Annotated in this window: 18 protein-coding genes; 13 read left to right on the forward strand and 5 right to left on the reverse strand. The window is 63.2% G+C overall.

All coding sequences use genetic code 11. The features are described from left to right. Positions 1 to 67: 67 nt before the first annotated feature. Positions 68 to 1492, reverse strand: coding sequence for an aspartate ammonia-lyase (aspA, locus tag ACNFHO_RS10615; RefSeq protein ID WP_054892966.1), 1425 nt, complete (start codon positions 1490 to 1492; stop codon positions 68 to 70). 181 nt (positions 1493 to 1673) lie between these two features. On the opposite strand from aspA, the gene ACNFHO_RS10620 reads away from it, so the two are divergent. The 5 genes from ACNFHO_RS10620 (at position 1674) to ACNFHO_RS10640 (ending at position 5296) form a co-directional block, all read left to right on the forward strand. Next, entirely contained in the window at positions 1674 to 2615 is a 942-nt protein-coding gene (locus tag ACNFHO_RS10620; RefSeq protein ID WP_054892965.1) for a LysR substrate-binding domain-containing protein, read from the forward strand. A 172-nt stretch (positions 2616 to 2787) separates the two neighbouring features. After that, a complete protein-coding gene (gene purE / locus ACNFHO_RS10625) occupies positions 2788 to 3279 on the forward strand; it encodes a 5-(carboxyamino)imidazole ribonucleotide mutase (protein ID WP_054892964.1) in 492 nt (163 codons plus the stop codon). Positions 3280 to 3289: 10 nt separating this feature from the next. Beyond that, complete coding sequence (locus ACNFHO_RS10630; RefSeq protein ID WP_416766208.1) at positions 3290 to 4372, forward strand: 5-(carboxyamino)imidazole ribonucleotide synthase; 1083 nt, start codon at positions 3290 to 3292, stop codon at positions 4370 to 4372. A gap of 96 nt (positions 4373 to 4468) precedes the next feature. Then, complete coding sequence (locus ACNFHO_RS10635; RefSeq protein WP_054892962.1) at positions 4469 to 4714, forward strand: GlsB/YeaQ/YmgE family stress response membrane protein; 246 nt, start codon at positions 4469 to 4471, stop codon at positions 4712 to 4714. A gap of 48 nt (positions 4715 to 4762) precedes the next feature. Then, positions 4763 to 5296, forward strand: coding sequence for a DUF3299 domain-containing protein (locus ACNFHO_RS10640; RefSeq protein ID WP_162714440.1), 534 nt, complete (start codon positions 4763 to 4765; stop codon positions 5294 to 5296). A 40-nt stretch (positions 5297 to 5336) separates the two neighbouring features. Here ACNFHO_RS10640 and ACNFHO_RS10645 read toward each other — a convergent pair whose 3' ends face one another. Together ACNFHO_RS10645 and ACNFHO_RS10650 are read right to left on the reverse strand one after the other, a co-directional pair. Beyond that, positions 5337 to 6233, reverse strand: a complete 897-nt coding sequence (locus ACNFHO_RS10645) for a D-hexose-6-phosphate mutarotase (RefSeq protein WP_112899492.1) — start codon at positions 6231 to 6233, stop codon at positions 5337 to 5339. 72 nt (positions 6234 to 6305) lie between these two features. Next, positions 6306 to 6704, reverse strand: coding sequence for an acyl-CoA thioesterase (locus ACNFHO_RS10650; RefSeq protein ID WP_003253317.1), 399 nt, complete (start codon positions 6702 to 6704; stop codon positions 6306 to 6308). Between the two features lie 356 nt (positions 6705 to 7060). Between ACNFHO_RS10650 and ACNFHO_RS10655 the strand changes: the two genes are divergently transcribed. The 8 genes from ACNFHO_RS10655 (at position 7061) to ACNFHO_RS10690 (ending at position 17445) form a co-directional block, all read left to right on the forward strand. Beyond that, positions 7061 to 8350, forward strand: a complete 1290-nt coding sequence (locus ACNFHO_RS10655) for an MFS transporter (RefSeq protein WP_054892959.1) — start codon at positions 7061 to 7063, stop codon at positions 8348 to 8350. A gap of 153 nt (positions 8351 to 8503) precedes the next feature. Continuing rightward, positions 8504 to 9484 (forward strand): phosphate ABC transporter substrate-binding protein PstS, encoded by a 981-nt coding sequence (locus tag ACNFHO_RS10660; RefSeq protein WP_054892958.1) that lies wholly within the window; start codon positions 8504 to 8506, stop codon positions 9482 to 9484. Between the two features lie 144 nt (positions 9485 to 9628). Continuing rightward, positions 9629 to 11917: an ABC transporter permease subunit gene (locus ACNFHO_RS10665; RefSeq protein WP_414154519.1), complete on the forward strand. Its 2289-nt coding sequence runs from the start codon at positions 9629 to 9631 to the stop codon at positions 11915 to 11917. A gap of 17 nt (positions 11918 to 11934) precedes the next feature. Then, positions 11935 to 13605: a phosphate ABC transporter permease PstA gene (pstA, locus tag ACNFHO_RS10670; RefSeq protein ID WP_054892956.1), complete on the forward strand. Its 1671-nt coding sequence runs from the start codon at positions 11935 to 11937 to the stop codon at positions 13603 to 13605. 72 nt (positions 13606 to 13677) lie between these two features. Further along, positions 13678 to 14511, forward strand: coding sequence for a phosphate ABC transporter ATP-binding protein PstB (gene pstB, locus ACNFHO_RS10675; protein WP_054892955.1), 834 nt, complete (start codon positions 13678 to 13680; stop codon positions 14509 to 14511). A 61-nt stretch (positions 14512 to 14572) separates the two neighbouring features. Continuing rightward, positions 14573 to 15343 carry a phosphate signaling complex protein PhoU gene (phoU, locus tag ACNFHO_RS10680; RefSeq protein ID WP_151925841.1) on the forward strand — a complete coding sequence of 257 codons (771 nt, stop codon included), beginning with the start codon at positions 14573 to 14575 and terminating at the stop codon, positions 15341 to 15343. Between the two features lie 162 nt (positions 15344 to 15505). Then, positions 15506 to 16411 (forward strand): response regulator, encoded by a 906-nt coding sequence (locus ACNFHO_RS10685; protein ID WP_416766212.1) that lies wholly within the window; start codon positions 15506 to 15508, stop codon positions 16409 to 16411. Positions 16412 to 16554: 143 nt separating this feature from the next. Further along, positions 16555 to 17445 carry a M23 family metallopeptidase gene (locus tag ACNFHO_RS10690; protein WP_063541826.1) on the forward strand — a complete coding sequence of 297 codons (891 nt, stop codon included), beginning with the start codon at positions 16555 to 16557 and terminating at the stop codon, positions 17443 to 17445. Between the two features lie 9 nt (positions 17446 to 17454). Here the strand turns inward: ACNFHO_RS10690 and ACNFHO_RS10695 are convergent, their stop codons facing one another. After that, on the reverse strand, positions 17455 to 18795 hold the full coding sequence (locus tag ACNFHO_RS10695; protein WP_054894888.1) for a hemolysin family protein: 1341 nt from the start codon (positions 18793 to 18795) through the stop codon (positions 17455 to 17457). 128 nt (positions 18796 to 18923) lie between these two features. Further along, positions 18924 to 20231, reverse strand: coding sequence for a phosphate regulon sensor histidine kinase PhoR (gene phoR / locus ACNFHO_RS10700; protein WP_054894887.1), 1308 nt, complete (start codon positions 20229 to 20231; stop codon positions 18924 to 18926). Between the last annotated feature and the right edge of the window lie 31 nt (positions 20232 to 20262).

Raw genomic sequence — 20262 nt, forward strand, 5'->3', positions numbered from 1 at the left:
TCGGGCCCTTGAAAGGTTGAGAGGTGTCTAGTCCCTCGACCTGGTGAGACAGGTTGCAGCGTTCGGGTTACGCCTTCAGCGGAACCAGACGTGGAGCGATCATGTTTTCCGGACGCAGGATGTCGTTGAGCATCGCTTCGTCCAGCAGCTTCTCTTCGCGCACCAGTTCCAGCACGCCGCGGCCGGTTTCCAGGGCGACGCGGGCGATACGGGTGGCGTTTTCGTAGCCGATGTACGGGTTCAAGGCGGTGACCAGGCCGATCGAGTGCTCGACCAGTTCACGGCAGCGCTGTTCGTTGGCAGTGATACCGACGATGCAGTGTTCGCGCAGCATGTCCATGGCGCGTTGCAGCAGGCGGATCGAGTCGAAGATCTTGTAGGCGATCAGCGGTTCCATCACGTTCAGCTGCAGCTGGCCACCTTCGGCGGCGACGGTCAGGGCCAGGTCGTTGCCCATGATGGCGAAGGCGACTTGGTTGACCGCTTCCGGGATAACCGGGTTGACCTTGCCTGGCATGATCGAGCTGCCTGGCTGGCGCGCCGGCAGGTTGATCTCGTTGATGCCGGTGCGCGGGCCGCTGGACAGCAGGCGCAGGTCGTTGCAGATCTTCGACAGCTTGACCGCGGTGCGCTTGAGCATGCCGGAGAACAGCACGAAGGCGCCCATGTCGGAGGTGGCTTCGATCAGGTCGGCCGCCGGAACCAGCGGCTGGCCGCTGATGGCTGCCAGGCGTTGTACCGCCAGGGCCTGATAGCCCGGGTCGGCGTTGATGCCGGTGCCGATGGCGGTGCCGCCCAGGTTGATTTCGGTGAGCAGTTCCGGCGCCAGCGAACGCAGACGGTTGAGGTCTTCGGTCATGGTGGTGGCGAAGGCACGGAATTCCTGGCCCAGGGTCATCGGCACGGCGTCCTGAAGCTGGGTACGGCCCATCTTCAGTACGTGGCTGAACTCTTCACCTTTGGCAGCGAAAGCCTGGATCAGGCTGTCGAGGCTGGCCAGCAGGGCGTCGTGGCCCAGCAGCAGGCCGAGGCGGATGGCGGTCGGGTAGGCGTCGTTGGTCGACTGCGCCATGTTCACATCGTTGTTCGGGTGCAGGTACTGGTACTCACCCTTCTGGTGACCCATGGCCTCCAGTGCGATGTTGGCGATGACCTCGTTGGCGTTCATGTTGGTAGAAGTACCAGCACCGCCCTGGATCATGTCCACCACGAACTGCTCGTGGAAGTCGCCACGGATCAGGCGGGCACAGGCCTCGCTGATGGCGGCGTGCTTGGCATCGCTCAGGTGCCCCAGCTCACGGTTGGCGTCAGCAGCGGCCTGCTTGACCATCGCCAGGCCGACTACCAGTTTCGGGTAGTGCGACAGCGGAACGCCGGAGAGGTGGAAGTTGTTGGCAGCGCGCAGAGTCTGGATGCCGTAGTAGGCATCGGCAGGGACTTCAAGGGTACCAAGCAGGTCTTTTTCGACGCGGAACGATGCAGCGGAGGACATGACGGATATCATCTCGATTTAAACCCGGCACCTGCCGGAATGCCGCCAATCCTAGGCCTCGGCAGATTTTGCGGCCAATGCTGTTAGACGCTAACCTATGCACAAACGGCATACGGTTTGATGTGACGCCGATTGACAATCGAGCGTGTTCCATTTTGGTGCACGCCTGCGGAGCTTCTCGATGAACCTTGAAAGCAAGTGGCTGGAAGACTTCAGTGCTCTGGCCTCCACACGCAGTTTTTCCCAGGCGGCGGAGCGCCGCTTCGTGACGCAGCCGGCCTTCAGTCGACGCATCCGCAGCCTGGAAGCGGCATTGGGGCTGACCTTGGTGAATCGTTCCCGCACGCCGATAGAGCTGACTGAGGCGGGTCAGCTGTTTCTCGTTACCGCGCGTACCGTTGTCGACCAGTTGAGCGAAGTTCTCCGCCATTTACATCATCTGGAAGGTGGTCAGGGCGAGGTGGTCCAGGTCGCGGCGGCGCACTCGCTGGCGTCCGGCTTCTTCCCGCGCTGGGTGGCCCAGTTGCGCAACGACGGCATGAACATCGCCACCCGTCTGGTGGCCACCAACGTGGGCGATGCAGTGCATGCCTTGAGGGAAGGTGGCTGTGACCTGATGCTGGCCTTTTACGACCCTGACGCCGCCTTGCAGATGGATGCCGAGATCTTCCCGTCGTTGCACATGGGCACCACCGAAATGCTGCCAGTCTGTGCCGTCGGGGCCGATGGCAAGCCGCTGTTCGACCTGGAAGGCGAGGGCAGCGTGCCGCTCCTGGCCTACAGCGCCGGGGCATTCCTCGGACGATCCGTCAGCCTGCTGCTGCGCCAGCGCAACCTGCGCTACACCACGGTGTACGAAACGGCGATGGCCGACAGTCTCAAGAGCATGGCGCTCGAAGGCATGGGTATCGCCTGGGTGCCGCGCCTGTCGATGCGCGGCGAGCTGGAGCGTGGCGAGCTGGCCATCTGCGGCTCCAGCCAGTGGCACGTGCCGCTGGAGATTCGCCTCTACCGCTGCGCCCTGGTGCGCAAGGCGAACGTGCGCCTGCTGTGGCGCAAGCTCGAAGGTGGAGCGCTGGCGGGCGCAGTTGACTCGAAAGTCAGTCAAAGCCCCGAAAAATAAGGCCGACAGTTGGTCGCCAGGGGTGCCTCGAATGCCTAACGTTACGGTATACTGCGCGGCCCCTCGACTGGATCGATCCGGTCATGATCAGCAAACAAGCCACGCCGGTCGTCCCGCGTGGCTTGTTGTTTTTTGACGGCGCCCAAGGGCGCACAAGCGAAGAGGCTCGACGATGAGTGCACTGGTTGGCGTGATCATGGGCTCCAAGTCCGATTGGTCCACCCTTAGCCACACCGCCGATATGCTGGAAAAACTCGGCATTCCCTACGAGGTGAAGGTGGTGTCCGCCCACCGGACCCCGGACCTGCTGTTCCAGTACGCCGAAGAGGCCGAAGGCCGCGGCATCGAGGTGATCATCGCCGGCGCCGGTGGCGCTGCGCACCTGCCGGGCATGTGCGCCGCCAAGACGCACCTGCCGGTGCTGGGCGTACCTGTGCAGTCCTCGATGCTGTCGGGTGTCGATTCACTGCTGTCGATCGTGCAGATGCCAGCCGGCATCCCGGTTGCCACCCTGGCCATCGGCAAGGCTGGCGCGATCAACGCCGCGCTGCTGTCGGCAAGCATCCTGGGTGCCAAGCACCCGCAGTACCACGCGGCGCTCAAGCAGTTCCGCGCGGAGCAGACCGAAACCGTCCTGGACAACCCGGACCCCCGCCAGGCTTGAGGCTGACGACATGAAGATCGGTGTAATCGGTGGCGGCCAACTGGGTCGCATGCTGGCCCTGGCGGGCACTCCGCTGGGCATGAACTTCGCCTTCCTCGATCCGGCACCGGACGCCTGCGCCGTCCCCCTGGGCGAGCACCTGCGTGCCGACTACGGCGACCAGGACCACCTGCGCCAACTGGCCGACGAAGTCGACCTGGTGACCTTCGAGTTCGAGAGCGTCCCCGCGGAAACCGTGGCCTTCCTGTCGCAGTTCGTGCCGGTCTACCCAAGCGCCGAAGCCCTGCGCATCGCGCGCGATCGCCTGTTCGAGAAGAGCATGTTCCGCGACCTGGGCATTCCGACCCCGGCCTTCGCCGACATCCTTTCGCAGGATGACCTCGACGCGGCAGTGGCCAGCATCGGCCTGCCGGCCGTGCTCAAGACCCGCACCCTGGGTTATGACGGCAAGGGCCAGAAGGTCCTGCGCAAGCCAGAGGACGTGGTCGGTACCTTCGCCGAGCTGGGCAGCGTCCCTTGCCTGCTGGAAGGCTTCGTGCCGTTCACCGGCGAAGTCTCGCTGGTTGCCGTGCGAGCCCGCGATGGCGAGACGCGCTTCTATCCGCTGGTGCACAACACTCATGACAGCGGCATCCTGCGCCTGTCGGTGGCAAGCGATGCGCATCCACTGCAGGCGCTGGCTGAGGATTACGTCGGCCGTGTGCTGCTTAAGCTCGACTATGTTGGCGTGATGGCGTTCGAGTTCTTCGAGGTCGACGGTGGCCTCAAGGCCAACGAGATCGCCCCGCGCGTGCACAACTCCGGGCACTGGACCATCGAAGGCGCCGAGTGCAGCCAGTTCGAGAACCACCTGCGGGCCGTCGCCGGCCTGCCGCTGGGCTCGACGGCCAAGGTCGGCGAGAGCGCCATGCTCAACTTCATCGGCGAAGTGCCTGCGGTCGACAAGGTCGTGGCCATCGACGACTGCCACCTGCATCACTATGGCAAGGCGTTCAAGGCGGGGCGCAAGGTCGGTCACGCCACCCTGCGCTGCAAGGACATGGTCACGCTCAAGGCCAAGATCGCCGAAGTAGAGGCGTTGATCGTCGGCTGATCGAACTTCTGCCTGCAGCAGGCCCTCTGAGATGGCAACACGCCAAAGCGCTGTCTAGGCTTTGGCGTGTTCCATCTTCACTGTAGAGGGATTGCCATGGGCATCATCGGAACCATCTTCATCGGCCTGATCGTCGGCTTGCTGGCGCGTTTCCTGAAACCCGGGGACGACAGCATGGGCTGGATCATGACCATTCTGCTCGGCATCGCCGGCTCCCTGGTGGCCACCTATGGCGGGCAGGCCCTGGGTATCTACCAGGCCGGACAGGCGGCGGGCTTCTTCGGTGCCCTGGTTGGCGCCATCGTGCTGCTGGTGATCTACGGATTCATCAAGAAGCGCTGAACACAGGCTAGAATGCGCGGCAATTCACTTGAGTTGCCGAGCATTGCCATGCGTGCGTTATTCCTTCTTCCCTTGTTGCTGGCCAGCACCCTGGCCCATGCCGAGCTGCCCGAAACCGACTGGCTGGAGTTGATGCCCAAGTCGGACCAGAAGGCTCTCGAACAGATGCCCGAGATCGATCACAACTCCCCCGAAGCCATGGGCACCTTCACCGCCAAGGGCGGCCTGAAGCAAAGCCAGGGCCTGCCGGCGGTGATGTATTCGACCAAGACCGTGGCGGCCATGAACGGCAAGCAGATCCGCCTGGGTGGCTATCCTGTGCCGCTGGAGAGCGATGCCAAGGGCAACAGCACCTTGTTCTTCCTCGTGCCTTATCCGGGGGCCTGCATCCACGTGCCGCCGCCTCCGCCGAACCAGCTGGTGCTGGTGCGCTACCCGAAAGGGCTGAAGATCGCCGATATCTACACGCCGCTGTGGGTGACCGGTACGCTGAAGATCGAGAAGGTCAGCAATGACCTGGCTGATGCGGCCTATGCGCTGGACGCGGGGAAGGTGAGGGTGGTCGAAGACGCCGATCTTTGAGCCCGACCCGCTCCTACGGACAGCGCGGTGTCCTGTCGAATCAGAGTGCTTCGCGGCCAATCACCACCCCCAGCACATGGCTGGCTCCAGGCTTGAGTTCCACCACGTCATCCCACACATTCGCCGTCTCTACGCACAGCATCCGCTGCCAGCCGTCGTCGGCCATGTCGGGCAGCTCGCGGGCGCGGTCGGTCCAGGGGTTCCAGATCACTGCACTGCGTGAGCCGGTGGCGTGCAAGGTGATGCGCCGCTTCCATTGCGGGTCGACGATCGCCAGGCGCTCGGGAGCGTTCAGGTAGATGCGGTCGGTCTCGCTGGCAAAGCCCAGCTTGCCTTGCTGGGTGCGCTGCTCCCAGCCCTCCAGAGTCTCGATATAAGGCAGCCCCTCGACGCCTTCCACGTGCACCCGGCGTACATCGCTGACGGCAAAGTAGCTGTGCAGTGCCTGGCTGAGCGTGACGCTGGCATCGCCCAGGTTGCGGCTGCAAAGCGAAACGTGCAGTTGTTCGCCGAGCTCGATCAGCAGGCGCAGCTCGACTTTGTGTGGCCAGTCTGGCAGTTGGCCTTGAGCCTCGGGCAGGTCGAACTCGATACGCAGGTTTTCACCGACTTCCTCGACGCCAAGCAACTGCCAGTCGCGTCCGCGCGCCAGGCCGTGGGCCGGTGCCTCGCTGCCGTGGTACATGGCCTTGACCGAATCGGGATTGCGCTGAAAGTTGCTGAACCATGGCCAGCATACCGGCACACCGGCGCGTACCGACTTGCCCTGGCGGAAGATCGCCTGGTCACTGAGCCACAGCAGGGGTTCGTCACCAATGGGCTGGTAGCTGAGAATCTGCGCGCCCTGCTGGGCGATGAGGAGTTCGGCATGCCGGCTGGTGATGCGCCAGCAGTTGAGTTCGCCGTGTTGCTCGGTGTCGACCTTGAAGGTTGCCATGCGCTCGTCTCGTTGATTGCAGGTGAGGCCGTTGGACCTCGAAGCCTGCAACGAGTTTACCGCGCGCCGGGCTCAGCGACGAGGTACGGAGCGGGTGCGGCCACTGCCGTCGATGGCCACGAAAACGAACACCGCCTCGGTGACTTTGCGCCATTCGCTGGACAGCGGGTCGTCGCTCCAGACCTCGACCATCATCTGGATCGAGCTGCGGCCGATCTCCAGGGTCTGCGTATAGAAGGACAGTTGCGCGCCCACGGCCACCGGCACCAGGAATGCCATGCGATCGATCGCCACGGTGGCCACACGGCCGCCAGCCACGCGGCTGGCCATGGCAGTACCGGCCAGGTCCATCTGGGCGACCAGCCAGCCGCCGAAGATATCGCCGAAGCCATTGGTTTCGCGCGGTAGCGCGGTGATCTGAAGGGCCAGGTCGCCCTGTGGGATAGGATCTTCTTGTTCGAGCTCAATCATGCCGTGGGGCCTCTGACCCGTGACGCTTCGTTGGTTGGCGCGGTGACGGACGCCCTGAAAAACGATTCAGCCAGAAACATACTACGCTGATTTCGCTCCGGTTGGCGGCCAAAGGGAAACTCTGCGAAACCGCCTGCACATAATGACCGGCGTTTTCGCACAACATCCCACATCGTAAACAACCTTTTCCTACGAAGAGCGCAGTATATAGACGGTATCGGCCAGCGACGACCGCACATTGGTGAATATCTGTAGAGTTTTTGTACCTCTATGAGCCATGCGCGGCAATTTGTTATCTTGCCCACTCCCGCGCCACAAGCCGCAGCACAAGCGGCCTGCCTTATAAGAGAACATCCATGACCTCCGTGCCGAGCAGTATCGAGCAGCCCTCGCGGCCGCTGACCCGCAGTGACTACAAGACCCTCTCACTGTCCGCCTTGGGCGGAGCTCTGGAGTTCTACGACTTCATCATCTTCGTGTTCTTCGCCACCGTGGTGGGCAAGCTGTTCTTCCCCGCCGACATGCCCGAATGGCTGCGCCTGATGCAGACCTTCGGCATCTTCGCCGCAGGTTATCTGGCGCGCCCGCTGGGTGGCATCATCATGGCGCACTTTGGTGACCTGCTCGGGCGCAAGAAGATGTTCACCCTGAGCATCTTCATGATGGCCTTGCCCACCCTGATCATGGGCCTGCTGCCGACTTATGCACAGGTCGGCCTGTGGGCGCCGATCCTGCTGCTGTTGATGCGGGTGGTGCAGGGCGCCGCCATCGGTGGCGAGGTGCCGGGCGCCTGGGTGTTCGTCTCCGAGCACGTACCGGAGCGCAATACCGGCTATGCCTGCGGCACCCTGACTGCCGGCCTGACTGCCGGCATCCTGCTGGGGTCGCTGGTGGCAACCCTGATCAACACCGTCTACAGCCCTGAAGAGGTGGCCGACTACGCCTGGCGGATCCCCTTCCTGCTCGGCGGTGTGTTCGGCCTGTTCGCCGTGTATCTGCGTCGTTGGCTGCACGAGACCCCGGTGTTCGCCGAGATGCAGCAGCGCAAGGCGCTGGCCGAAGAGCTGCCGCTGCGTGCGGTACTGCGCGACCACCGTGGCGCGATCATCCTGTCGATGCTGCTGACCTGGTTGCTGTCGGCGGGCATCGTGGTGGTGATCCTGATGACCCCGGCGCTGCTGCAGAGCCTCTATCACGTCAGCCCCACCGATTCGCTCAAGGCCAACAGCCTGGCCATCGTGCTGCTCAGCCTGGGGTGCATCGGTGCCGGCAGCCTGGCCGACCGCTTCGGCGCAGGGCGGGTGTTCGTGATCGGCAGCCTGGCGCTGCTGGCTTCGTCGTGGGCGTTCTACCACAGCCTGCCGACCCGGCCTGACCTGCTGTTCCCGCTGTATGCCCTTACCGGACTGTTCGTCGGTCTGGTTGGCGCGGTGCCTTATGTGATGGTCAAGGCCTTCCCGGCGGTGGTGCGCTTCAGCGGGCTGTCGTTCTCCTACAACGTCGCCTACGCCATTTTCGGCGGCCTGACCCCGATGGTGGTGACCGCCCTGCTCAAATTCAGCCCGATGGCACCGGCCTACTATGTGGCTGGCCTGTGCGCTGTAGGGCTGCTGGTCGGGGTGTACCTGCTGATCAACAAGCGCTGAGTCGGTTTCCTGCGGCACCCGAAAGGCCATCCTCGGCAGCGATGATGGCCTTTCATCCATTTGTCACAATTAGGTCATATCGTGTTCATGCGGCCTGCCGATACTGGGCCCCGTTCCATCCAACACACCCAATATTCCTGCTAGGAGCAAGGCATGAAACTGAAGCGTTTGATGGCGGCCCTGACCTTTGCCGCCGCTGGCGTCGCTGCCGCCAACGCGGTCGCCGCTGTCGACCCTGCTATCCCGACCTACACCAAGACCACTGGCGTATCGGGCAACCTCTCCAGCGTCGGTTCCGACACCCTCGCGAACCTGATGACTCTGTGGGCCGAGGCCTACAAGAAGGAATATCCGAACGTAAACATCCAGATCCAGGCTGCCGGCTCGTCCACCGCGCCACCCGCGCTGACCGAAGGCACCGCCAACCTGGGCCCGATGAGCCGCAAGATGAAGGACGTCGAGCTGCAGGCCTTCGAGCAGAAGTACGGCTACAAGCCGACCGCCATCCCGGTCGCTGTCGACGCCCTGGCCGTGTTCGTGCACAAGGACAACCCGATCAAGGGCCTGACCATGGCTCAGGTCGACGCGATCTTCTCCTCCACCCGCCTGTGCGGTGGCAAGGCCGAGATCAAGACCTGGGGTGACGTCGGTGTGACCGGCGACCTGGCCAACAAGCCAATCCAGCTGTTCGGCCGCAACTCGGTATCGGGCACCTACGGCTACTTCAAGGAAGAAGCCCTGTGCAAAGGCGACTTCAAGCCTAACGTCAACGAACAACCTGGCTCGGCTTCGGTCGTGCAGTCGATCAGCTCCTCGCTGAACGGCATCGGCTACTCGGGTATCGGTTACAAGACCGCCAGCGTCAAGACCGTAGCCCTGGCCAAGAAGGAAGGCGGCGAGTTCATCGAAGATAACGAAGCCAACGCCCTGAACGGTACCTACCCGCTGTCGCGCTTCCTGTACGTGTACGTCAACAAGGCACCGAACAAGCCTCTGGCACCGCTGGAAGCCGAGTTCGTGAAGCTGGTCCTGTCGCAGGCAGGCCAGCAGGTCGTGGTGAAGGATGGCTACATCCCGCTGCCGGCCAAAGTGGTCGAGAAGACCCTGGGTGACCTGGGTCTGTCCCACAAGTAAGACGCGTTGCCCGGAAGGGGTGGGCCAGTGGGTCGGCCCCTTCCATGACTTTCCCCAGTCCGAAGCCAGGTCTCCTGAGCGGCGGGCTTTTTTGCGTCACTACACTGTCATGTTTCTGTCATACGGGACCGCTAGGGTGTGCGCATGAATGATCTGGCCAATTCCACAATGACCCCAAATTCCCCTCCCGTGCGCATTGATTTCAATACGCCCGAGCTGCAACGCAAGCGCCGCATGCGCGCGTTGAAGGACCGCCTGACCCGCTGGTATGTCCTGGTGGGCGGGCTTGCCGTATTGGCAGCCATTACCTTGATCTTCTTCTATCTGGCCTACGTGGTGCTGCCGCTGTTCCAGGGCGCGGAGCTGACCAGCAAGAAAGCCCTTGAACCGACCTGGTTGCAGCAGGATGCCGGCAAGCCGCTGATGATCGCCCTCGAGGAGCAGAACCTCGTGGGCATGCGTGTTTCCGACAAGGGCCAGGCGCTGTTCTTCGATACCAAGACCGGTGCCGAGATCAAGCGCGTCGACCTGCCTCTGCCGGCGGGCACCACGGTCAGTTCGATCGGTACCGACCAGCCGGGCAGTCCGCTGGTGGTACTGGGGTTGTCCAATGGCCAGGCGCTGGTGTTCCACCACACCTACAAGATCACCTATCCGGACAACAAGAAGACCATCAATGCGGGTATCGACTACCCCTATGGTCAGGATCCTTTCGCCCTCGACGAACAGGGTCGTGCGCTGGAGCACGTGAGCGTCAACCTCAATGGCGACACCCTGCTGCTGGCCGGCTCCACCGGCGCGCAACTGCAGGTGATCGAGCTGTCGCGCACCGAAAACATGATGACCGGCGAGACCACCACCGAACAGAACCGCATCGCGCTGCCGCAGATGACCCAGACGGTGAAGAACATCTTCATCGACCCGCGCCAGCAGTGGTTGTACGTGGTCAACGGTCGCGCCACCGCCGATGTCTTCAGCCTGCGGGACAAGAGCCTCAACGGTCGCTACAAGCTGCTCGAAGATGGCAACGCCGAAATCACCGCCAGTGGCCAGTTGGTCGGTGGTATCTCGCTGATCTTCGGCGACTCCAAGGGTGGCCTGAGCCAGTGGTTCATGGCCCGCGACCCGGATGGCGAGTCGCGCTTCAAGCTGATCCGCAGCTTCCAGTTGGGCAAGGCACCGATCGCCCAGATCGACGCCGAGGAGCGTCGCAAGGGCTTCATCGCCCTGGACAACGACGGCAAGCTCGGTGTGTTCCACAGCACCGCGCACCGTACCCTGCTGGTCGAGCCGGTCGCCGATGGCGCCGGTGTGCTGGCGCTGTCGCCACGCGCCAACCGCATCATGATCGAAGAAGGCGGCAAGCTGCTGCCACTGAGTCTGCGCAACCCGCACCCTGAAGTGTCCTTCAGCGCGCTGTGGGGCAAGGTCTGGTACGAGAACTACGACGAGCCGAAGTACGTCTGGCAGTCGACCGCCTCCAACACCGATTTCGAACCCAAGCTGAGCCTGTCGCCGCTGACCTTCGGTACGCTCAAGGCCGCGTTCTACGCGATGATCCTGGCGGCACCCCTGGCCATTGCCGCGGCCATCTACACCGCCTACTTCATGGCTCCGGGCATGCGCCGCAAGGTCAAGCCGGTGATCGAGCTGATGGAAGCGATGCCGACGGTGATCCTCGGCTTCTTCGCCGGCCTGTTCCTGGCGCCGTATCTCGAAGGCCACCTGCCGGGCGTGTTCAGCCTGTTGCTGATCTTGCCGATCGGCATCCTGGTGGCGGGCTTCTCCTGGAGCCGCTTGCCAGAGTCGATCCGCCAGCGCGTCCCGGATGGCTGGGAGGCGGCGATCCTGATCCCGGTGATCCTGGCGATCGGCTGGTTCGCGCTGTCCATGAGCCCGTTCCTGGAGAGCTGGTTCTTCGGCGGCGACATGCGCCTGTGGATCAGCCACGACATGGGCATTACCTACGACCAGCGCAACGCCCTGGTGGTCGGTATCGCCATGGGCTTCGCAGTGATTCCGAATATCTACTCGATCGCCGAAGACGCCGTGTTCAGTGTGCCGCGCAGCCTCACCCTCGGCTCGCTGGCGCTGGGCGCGACGCCTTGGCAGACCCTGACCCGCGTGGTCATCCTCACCGCAAGCCCGGGCATCTTCTCGGCGCTGATGATCGGCATGGGCCGGGCGGTGGGCGAGACCATGATCGTGCTCATGGCCACCGGCAACACCCCGGTGATGGAACTGAACCTGTTCGAGGGCATGCGCACCCTGGCCGCCAACGTGGCCGTGGAAATGCCCGAGTCGGAAGTCGGCGGCAGCCACTATCGTGTGCTGTTCCTCGCCGCCCTCGTGCTGCTGATGTTCACCTTCATCATGAACACCTTGGCCGAGCTGATTCGCCAGCGTCTGCGCAAGAAATACTCGTCGCTTTGATAGAAAGGTAGAGATCCGTGAAAAAGGATTCCCTCAAAGGCTGGTTCAAGAGCGGTGCGCCGGGCGTGTGGATCAGCGGTGGCGCGGTCGCCATGGCGGTGATCATGACCGTCGGCCTGCTCGCCGTGATCGCTGTGCGCGGCCTGGGCCACTTCTGGCCGGCCGACCTGGTCCAGGCCACCTACAAGGTGCCCGGCCAGGCCGATCATGTGATCGTCGGCGAAGTGGTGCAGAAGGAAGAAGTCCCGCGCGAGCGCCTCAAGAGCGCTGGCCTGCCGGTACCTGACCAGGGGCCGGAGTTCATGACCCGCGAGCTGGTCAAGGTTGGAAACCGCGACCTCAACGGCAGCGATTTCACCTGGCTGGTCGGCGAATGGCTGGTGGACCAGAGCAAGCCTGCCGACCTGATTGCCCTGGAGCGCCGCGAGTGGGGCAACTTCTATGGTTACCTGGTCAGCGTCAAGGAAGAAGGTCGTGTGGTCGCCGAAGGCCCGAGCGCCTGGAACGAACTGCAGAGCCGCCTCAAGCGCGCCAGCGACCTGAACGACCAACTGGTGTCGCTCGAGAAGAAAGACATCGGCTCCATCAACCACGGCCTCGAACGCCTGCGCCTGCACAGCCGCAAGCTGGAACTGCAGGGCAAGCTGGATGCGGCCGCCCAGGCCGATATCGAGTCTGAACGCGCAGAGCTGAACAGCCGCTACAAGACCATCGAGGAGCGTCTGACCGGCCTGCACCAGGCCTTCGCCCGCGACAGCCTGGTGGCCCGCGACGCCAACGGCCGCCAGGTGGAGATCAACCTGAGCAAGGTGGTGCATGCCATCCAGCCGAACGGCATGTCGGCGATGACCAAGATGGGCGCCTACTTCAGCAAGGTCTGGGAGTTCCTCAGCGACGACCCGCGTGAAGCCAACACCGAAGGCGGCATCTTCCCGGCCATCTTCGGCACGGTGATGATGACCCTGATCATGGCCGTGATCGTCACCCCCTTTGGCGTGCTGGCGGCGGTCTACCTGCGCGAATACGCCAGGCAAGGCCCGGTTACGCGGCTGATCCGCATCGCGGTGAACAACCTGGCCGGCGTGCCGGCGATCGTCTATGGCGTATTCGGCCTGGGCTTCTTCGTGTACGTGCTGGGTGGCTCGATCGACCGGCTGTTCTTCCCCGAATCGCTACCGGCACCTACGCTGGGCACGCCAGGCTTGTTGTGGGCCTCGCTGACCCTGGCGCTGCTGGCGGTTCCTGTGGTGATCGTCGCCACTGAAGAAGGCCTGGCGCGGATTCCGCGTACCGTGCGCGAGGGCTCGTTGGCCCTGGGTGCGACCAAGGCCGAGACGCTGTGGAAAATCGTACTGCCGATGGCCAGCCCGGCGATGATGACCGGCATGATTCTCGCCGTGGCGCGCGCCGCAGGCGAGGTGGCGCCGCTGATGCTGGTGGGTGTAGTGAAACTGGCGCCATCGCTGCCGGTGGACGGCAACTACCCTTACCTGCACCTCGACCAGAAGATCATGCACCTGGGCTTCCACATCTACGACGTCGGCTTCCAGAGCCCCAACGTCGAGGCCGCGCGTCCGCTGGTCTACGCCACGGCGCTGCTGCTGGTACTGGTGATCGCGACCCTCAACCTCTCGGCGGTGTGGATCCGTAACCACCTGCGCGAGAAGTACAAGGCGCTCGACAGCTGATCCTGATTGCAAGTGAGCCGCCCACGGTATGGGCGGCCCTTTGAAACGAATTGATAGCGTATGGAGTTGACCATGCAGCAAGAATCCCACTCCCACGGCATCGACATGTCGGCCCTGGGCCGCGACAAGCAGAGCCTGCGCCTGGCCGAAGAGACCGTGGCCATCGAAGTCCCGGGCCTGTCGCTGTTCTACGGCGACAAGCAGGCGCTGTTCGATGTACAGATGAACATCCCCAAACAGCGCGTGACCGCCTTCATTGGCCCGTCCGGCTGCGGCAAGTCCACGCTGCTGCGCACCTTCAACCGCATGAACGACCTGGTCGATGGTTGCCGCGTGGAAGGCGCCATCAACCTGTACGGCAACAACATCTACCGCAAGGGCGAAGATGTGGCCGAGTTGCGTCGCCGGGTGGGCATGGTGTTCCAGAAGCCCAACCCGTTCCCCAAGACCATCTACGAGAACGTGGTCTACGGCCTGCGTATCCAGGGTATCAACAAGAAGCGCGTGCTCGACGAAGCGGTCGAGTGGGCGCTCAAGGGCGCAGCGCTGTGGGATGAGGTCAAGGACCGCCTGCACGACTCGGCGCTGGGACTGTCCGGTGGTCAGCAGCAGCGTCTGGTGATCGCCCGTACCATCGCCGTGGAGCCTGAGGTCCTGTTGCTCGACGAGCCTTGCTCGGCACTGGACCCGATTTCCACGCTGAAGGTCGAAGAGCTGATCTACGAGCTGAAGTCCAAGTACACCATCGTCATCGTGACCCACAACATGCAGCAGGCGGCGCGCGTCTCCGACTACACCGCCTTCATGTACATGGGCAAGCTGATCGAATTCGGTGATACCGACACGCTCTTCACCAATCCGGCGAAGAAGCAGACCGAAGACTACATTACCGGGCGTTACGGCTAGCAGCGCGGCGATTCGGCGCCCCGACAAGCCCGCTCCTACAGGATTCAGGGACTAGAGAACGATGATCAACAAAGAAAGCCTTACCCATCACATCTCCCAGCAGTTCAACGCCGAGCTCGAGGAAGTGCGCAGCCACCTGCTGGCGATGGGGGGCCTGGTCGAGAAGCAGGTCAACGATGCCGTGACTGCGCTGATCGAAGCCGATTCGGGCCTGGCCCAGCAGGTGCGTGAGGTCGATGAACAGATCAACCAGATGGAGCGCAACATCGACGAGGAATGCGTACGCATCCTCGCCCGTCGCCAGCCTGCGGCGTCCGACCTGCGTCTGATCATCAGCATCTCCAAGTCGGTAATCGACCTGGAGCGCATCGGTGACGAGTCGACCAAGATCGCCCGTCGCGCCATCCAACTGTGCGAGGAAGGCGAGTCGCCCCGTGGCTACGTCGAAGTGCGTCACATCGGCGACCAGGTGCGCAACATGGTCCGCGATGCACTGGACGCCTTCGCCCGTTTCGACGCCGAGCTGGCACTGTCGGTGGCCCAGTACGACAAGACCATCGACCGCGAATACAAGACCGCGCTGCGCGAGCTGGTCACCTACATGATGGAAGACCCCCGTTCGATCTCGCGGGTATTGAGCGTCATCTGGGCCCTGCGCTCGCTGGAGCGTATCGGCGACCACGCCCGCAATATCTCGGAGCTGGTGATCTACCTGGTGCGTGGCACCGATGTACGCCACATGGGCCTCAAGCGCATGAAGGCCGAGGTCGAGGGCGACAGTTCCGGCGCTGCCGAAAAGGCTAATGTTCCGGGCGAATCGGACGATAAGTAATATTGCTCCCGAGCATCAACGCCCGGCCTCGTCCGGGCGTTTTCGTTTGTGGCAGATACAGCAGGCACCCGCGAACAGTCTTGAAACGTCCCGGCGTGACCAGTGGTTTGGCAAATTGCCATCAGTCGGCGGTATGCTAGTCGGGATTCAAGAGGAGTATCGATGAGTAAAGTCAATGTGCTGGTCGTGGACGATGCGCCGTTCATCCGCGACCTGGTGAGGAAGTGCCTGCGAAATGCCTTCCCGGGCATGGTCATCGAAGACGCGGTCAATGGCCGCAAGGCCATGGCCATGCTGAGCAAGGAACGTTTCGACCTGGTCCTGTGCGACTGGGAGATGCCGGAGATGTCCGGCCTCGAACTGCTGACCTGGTGTCGCCAGCAGGAAGAAATGAAAGCCCTGCAGTTCATCATGGTGACCAGCCGTGGTGACAAGGAAAACGTGATTCAGGCCATTCAGGCTGGCGTCTCCGACTTCGTTGGCAAGCCGTTCACCAACGAACAGTTGCTGACCAAGGTGAAGAAATCCCTGGCCAAGATCGGCAAGCTCGAGGCCCTGGTGGCGGGAGCGCCGGCGCGAGTCAATTCGGCCTTTGCCAACGATTCGCTGAGTGCCCTGACCGGCGGTAAGCCCGAAGCCGTGAGGGTCGCGCCAACGCCTGCGGCGGCTGCCGCTAGCAAACCGCTGATCAGCGCACCGCCACCGCAGAGCGCTGCCGCCGCAGCCCAGTCCGGGCGAGGTCAGGGGCAGCTGCGCCTTTCCAGCGGTACTCAGCCCTGCGTGATCAAGGCCCTCAGCCTCAAGGAAGCGCTGTTGGTGGTGCGCCGCAGTGCTGCTCTGCCGCAGGTGCTCGAAGGTGCGGTGCTCGATCTGGAGCAGGGTGAGAACGCCGAGGTCGCACGGTTGAACGGTTACCTGCATGCCATCGCCGCGCTCGAGCCCAAGCCTGAGAGCGACTGGCTGCAACTGACGTTCAAGTTCGTCGATCAGGATGCACAGAAGCTCGATTACCTGTCGCGATTGATCGCCCGCGGTACTGCGCAGAAGCACTTCACGCCGGGCGGTTGATCCGCTGTTCCACCCTCCGGTGAGAGCGGCAAAAGGCCGCTCTTACCGCGTCAGATTCGAAGCAGTCACCCGACCAACTGTCATACCCCCGGGATAACTCGCTGCTAGGCTCAAGACATAACAACTGTCAAAAAGCCACTATCATGCGCGCCTGCCTGTTGCTGTCCCTGCTCTTGGCTTCGGCACCGGGCATGGCCATGACCCTCTACAGCACCACCGACACCTTCGGCGTGGCGTCCTATTCCTACCAGCCCAGCCCCGGTGCACGGGCAATGGCCTTGCGCGAGCCGATGGTCGAGCGTCTCGACGATCAGGTCCGTCTGCAGCCCGAAACCTTTGCCGGGGGCGTGCGTTTCCTGGCGCGCAATGATCTGTTCGCCCCAGTGGAAGTCGAACTGCGTCTGGAAGGCCTTGGCAACGCCCGCGACGGTAACGCGCCGCGTATCGTGCGACGGGTGCTGGCGCCGCGCTCCACACAGGTGCTGAGCGTGTTGCTGGCGCGTTCCGGCGGCCAACTGAAATACCGCGCCAAGCTGCGTCACGCCCTCGGCGACCCCGCGCAGCGCCCGCAAGCCTACCGCTATCCCTTTCCGTGGCGCGGCGGTCCGTTCCGGCTGAGCCAAGGGCCCAACGGCCGCTTCAGCCATTTTGGCGCGAAGGGCCGCTATGCCATGGACATCGCCATGCCAGAGGGCACGCCGATCATTGCCGCTCGGGGCGGCGTGGTGATCAAGGTGGAGAACCGCCAGAGCGGACGTGGCAACAACCCTTCGGGCAACTTCGTGCGGATCCTGCACGCAGACGGCACCATGGGGGTGTACCTGCACTTGATGCGGGGTTCCGTGGTGGTGAGCGAGGGTCAGCGGGTGGGGCAGGGTGAGATGCTGGGCAAGTCTGGCAACACCGGCAACAGCAGCGGGCCACACCTGCATTTCGTGGTGCAGCGCAACGTGGGGCTGGCGCTGGAGTCGATTCCCTACCGTTTCGACCGTCCGATTGGCGGACTACCGGACTTCACGGCAGGGAATCCATGAACAGCGTCATCAGTCGAGCTTCAGCACCTTGGCCAGGACGATCTTCGGCCCTTTCATCTTCTTGATGATGATGCGCAGGCCTTCGACTTCCAGCACTTCTTCTTCCTCGGGCACGCGCTTGAGCGACTCGTAGACCAGGCCTGCGAGGGTCTCGGCCTCGATGTGGTCAAGGTCGACGCCCAGCAGGCGTTCGACCTTGAACAGCGGCGTGTCGCCCCGCACCAGCAGCTTGCCCGGCTGGTAGGCAAGGATGCCGCGTTCGGCTTTGCGGTGTTCGTCCTGGATATCGCCGACCAGCACTTCCAGCACGTCTTCCATGGTCAGGTAGCCGATCACCTTGCCATCGGCTTCCTCGACCAGCACGAAATGCGCACCGCCCTTGCGGAACTGCTCGAGCAGCTGCGACAGCGGCATGTGTCGCGATACGCGTTCCAACGGCCGCGCCAGGTCTTCCAGGTCGATGCTTTCAGGAAGGTGGTCCAGCTCGGCCAGCTCCAACAGCAGGTCCTTGATGTGCAGCAGGCCGGTGAACTCTTCGCGCTCGGCGTCGTACACCGGGTAGCGGCTGAACTTGTGGCGACGGAACATCGCCAGGATGTTCTTCAGCGGCGCCTTGGCATCGAGCACCACCATGTCTTCACGGGAGTTGGCCCAGTCGACCACCTCCAGCTCACCCATTTCTACCGCCGAGGCCAGCACGCGCATGCCCTGGTCGCTCGGGTCCTGGCCGCGGCTGGAGTGCAGGATCAGCTTGAGCTCTTCACGGCTGTAGTGGTGCTCATGGTGCGGCCCGGGCTCGCCCTGGCCGGCGATGCGCAGGATGGTGTTGGCGCTGGCGTTGAGCAGGTAGATCGCCGGGTACATCAGCCAGTAGAACAGGTACAGCGGCACTGCCGTCCACAGCGACAGCAGCTCGGGCTTGCGGATCGCCCAGGATTTGGGCGCCAGTTCGCCGACCACGATGTGCAGGTACGAGATCACGAAGAAGGCGACGAAGAACGACACGGCCTTGATCAGTTCCGGGCTGTCGACGCCCAGATAGGCCAGCAGCGGTTCGAGCAGGTGGGCGAAGGCCGGCTCTCCGACCCAGCCCAGGCCCAGCGAGGCCAGGGTGATGCCCAATTGGCAGGCCGACAGGTAGGCGTCGAGCTGGTTGTGTACCTTGCGCAGGATGCTGCCGCGCCAGCCGTGCAGCTCGGCGATGGATTCGACGCGGGTTGAGCGCAGCTTGACCATGGCGAACTCGGCGGCAACGAAGAAGCCATTGAGCACTACCAGGAACAGGGCAAAGAGAATCATGCCGAAATCGGCGAATAGAGAAGCGAGGCTGATACCAGGGGAAGGGTCCATGATGGAGTTTTTACGGGGTCCGTCTTTGAAAGAGAGAGAAAAAAAGTGCCAGCTCTCGCTGGCACAGGGGATCCAATGTAGCGGCTGAAGCTGCAAAAGCAAAGGGGATGGTTTTTGCTCGCCGATTCTCAGCTGCGATTTGCCGCCAATTGTGCCGGCGCAAAATGACAGGTGAACGTGCTGCCATGACCCGGCACGCTACTGATTTCCAGCTTGCCGCGATGGCGCATCAGCACATGCTTGACGATCGCCAGGCCCAGCCCGGTGCCGCCTGTGTTTGAGGCACGGCTGGAGTCGACGCGGTAGAAGCGTTCGGTCAGGCGCGGCAGGTGCTTGGCGTCGATGCCCACCCCGGAGTCCTGCACGCTCAGGTGTGCCCCCTGCTCGTCGGCCCACCAGCGGATGCGAATGGTGCCTTCCTCCTGGGTGTACTTCACTGCATTGAACACCAGGTTGGAGAAGGCGCTGCGCAGTTCCGATTCGCTGCCTTTCAGGCGCAGGCCCGGCGCGGCCTCCAGGGAGATGTTCTGGCGCTTGGGCCCGGACAGCGCCTGGGCGTCACCCTTGATCGACTGCAGCAAAGTATCCACCGCCACCGGCTGGTTGTCCGAGGGATAGTCGGTCGCTTCCAGCTTGGCCAGCAGCAGCAGGTCGTTGAGCAGGGTCTGCATGCGCGAGCCTTGCTGGCTCATCTGCTGCAGCGCGCGAGCCCAGCGCGGGTTCACGTCCTCGACGTTGTCCAGCAGCGTCTCGAGATAGCCGGCGATCACCGTCAGCGGCGTGCGCAGTTCGTGGGAGACGTTGGCGACGAAGTCCTTGCGCATCTGTTCGAGCTGGTGGATGCGGGTTACATCGCGCACCAGCATCAGGTGCTCGTTGTTGCCGTAGCGGGTGATGTGCAGTTGCACGCGCAGGCGGTCGTTGATCGGTGAGGGGATTTCCAGCGGTTCGACGTAGTTTTCCGCTTCGAAGTATTCCTTGAAGCGCGGATGACGGACCAGGTTGGTGACCGGTTGTCCGCCATCCTGGGGCGTCTTGAAGCCCAGCAGGGTCTCGGCGGCGCGGTTCCACCACTCCAGGTTGCCATCGCTGTCGAGCATGATCACCGCATCGCGCAGGGCCGCGGTGGACTCCTGGACTCGGTCGATCACCGCTTGCAGGCGCCCGCGGACACGCTGGTCGCGGCGCTGCAGGTGGTAGATGCTGTCGAATACTTCGCCCCACAGCCCGTAGCCGTCCGGCGGCGCCTCGTCGGGCTGGTGGTTGCGCAGCCATTCGTGCAGGCGCAGCAACTGCTTCAGGGTCCAGCCCAGGTAGAGCGCCAGGCCAACCGCCAGGCTCCAGCCGTATTGCCCGCTGATCAGCCCGCCGAGCAGGCAGACGCTGATCAGCAGGAGCAGGTGGCGAATCAGGGTCGCGTGCCAGTTCGGGTTCAATTCACAGTCCTTGTACAGCGGCTTGCAGTGA

Source organism: Pseudomonas sp. NY15374, from assembly GCF_048068255.1.
In the GTDB taxonomy this organism is placed as follows: Bacteria; Pseudomonadota; Gammaproteobacteria; order Pseudomonadales; family Pseudomonadaceae; genus Aquipseudomonas; species Aquipseudomonas machongensis.